The sequence below is a fragment of the Klebsiella sp. 28 genome (assembly GCF_018223905.1).
In the GTDB taxonomy this organism is placed as follows: domain Bacteria; phylum Pseudomonadota; class Gammaproteobacteria; order Enterobacterales; family Enterobacteriaceae; genus Klebsiella; species Klebsiella pneumoniae.
The window spans coordinates 1-1,259 of sequence record NZ_JAGRQY010000308.1 but is presented as its reverse complement, the minus strand read 5'-3'; the positions used below and the strand labels follow the sequence as shown (position 1 = coordinate 1,259).

Here is a 1,259-nt window from a genome sequence, read left to right as displayed (position 1 = left end):
TCCGCCGCAGAGCTGCCGATTGGCGTGGTGACGGCGACCCTGGGCGCGCCGGTCTTTATCTGGTTGCTGCTGCGTTCGCGGGGGCGGGGGTAGCGCGGCGCCGTCGGCAGGGACGGCGCCGGTTCAGGCTTTCCAGCCTTTGATCGCGTCGCCTTTGTAGACTTCCTTCGCTTTTTCCGCGACTTCGCTGGTCTGGAAGGCGGCTTTTAATTCCTGAATTTTCTTGCTGTCCTTATTATCCTCGCGGGCGACTATCGCATTCACGTATGGGGAATCCGGCCCCTCCATAAACAGACCGTCGCGGGCGGCCGACAGGCCCGCCTGGGCGGAGAAGTTGGTGTTAATGATTGACAGGCTGACGTTCGGATCGTCAAGGGTACGGGTCAGCTGCGGGGTATCCACTTCAACAATTTTCAGCTGTTTCGGATTGTCGATGATATCCAGCGTGGTGGGTAAATAGCCGACGCCCGGTTTCAGCTTGAGTAACCCCTGCGCCTGAAGCAGCAGCAGGCTGCGGCCCAGGGTGGTGGTTTCATTAGAAATGGTCACCGTCGCCCCTTCGGGCAGTTCGCTGATATTTTTGATCCGGTGAGAATAGGCGGCGATAGGGAAGACAAAGGTTTTACCGACCACCGCAAATTTATAGCCGCGCTCTTTCGACTGCGCCTCAAGGTACGGCAGGGTCTGGAAGGCGTTGGCATCGACATCTTTGTTGTTCAGCGCTTCGTTGGGCAGCACATAATCATTGAAGGAGACCACTTCGACGTCGAGGTGGTATTTATCCTTCGCCACCTGCTCCACCACTTTCCAGATGGCTTCGTCCGGCCCGGTATTGATAGCGACTTTTACTTTATTATCTTCATCCGGGGAGCAGGCGCTCAGCAGGGCGACAGAGGTGGCGATTAACGCCAGGCTAAACAACTTCTTCATCACTAAAACTCTCTTAAATTAACAAGTAACGAAACCATATTACATTCATGGAACACTGTACACGGAAATGGTCGACGGCCCAATTGAGAGGATTTCATGTTGCCGGCGGCCAGCGAAGCGCTGTTACATCATGCGACAACTCGGGGGGAATGGCAGTAGAATGGCGGGCGCTGAATCCGCTACAGTAGAAAGGGATCACCTTCACCGGAAACCGGTTTATCCATTGAGGACAGGCTATGCAACATGACATTCTGAATACCGAAGTGACGACCATTGATGGCGAGAAAACCACCCTGGCATCCTTTGCCGGCAAGGTGCTGCTGATCGTC

Annotated in this window: 2 protein-coding genes and 1 pseudogene; 2 read left to right on the top strand and 1 reads right to left on the bottom strand. The window is 55.0% G+C overall.

The genetic code is table 11. The features are described from left to right. On the top strand, window positions 1-93 hold a 93-nt coding region (locus tag KHQ28_RS28675; RefSeq protein ID WP_211777803.1), incomplete at its 5' end, for an iron chelate uptake ABC transporter family permease subunit. Between the two features lie 30 nt (window positions 94-123). Here KHQ28_RS28675 and KHQ28_RS28670 read toward each other — a convergent pair. Continuing rightward, window positions 124-930 (bottom strand): MetQ/NlpA family ABC transporter substrate-binding protein, encoded by an 807-nt coding sequence (locus KHQ28_RS28670; RefSeq protein WP_032418827.1) that lies wholly within the window; start codon window positions 928-930, stop codon window positions 124-126. Between the two features lie 236 nt (window positions 931-1,166). Here KHQ28_RS28670 and btuE point away from each other — a divergent pair. Beyond that, a pseudogene (gene btuE / locus KHQ28_RS28665) lies at window positions 1,167-1,259 on the top strand (glutathione peroxidase); the annotation flags it as partial.

Bases quoted from the DNA above. Each gene is read 5' to 3' on its own strand.
- KHQ28_RS28670 (WP_032418827.1), bottom strand. From the start codon at position 930: ATGAAGAAGTTGTTTAGCCTGGCGTTAATCGCCACCTCTGTCGCCCTG.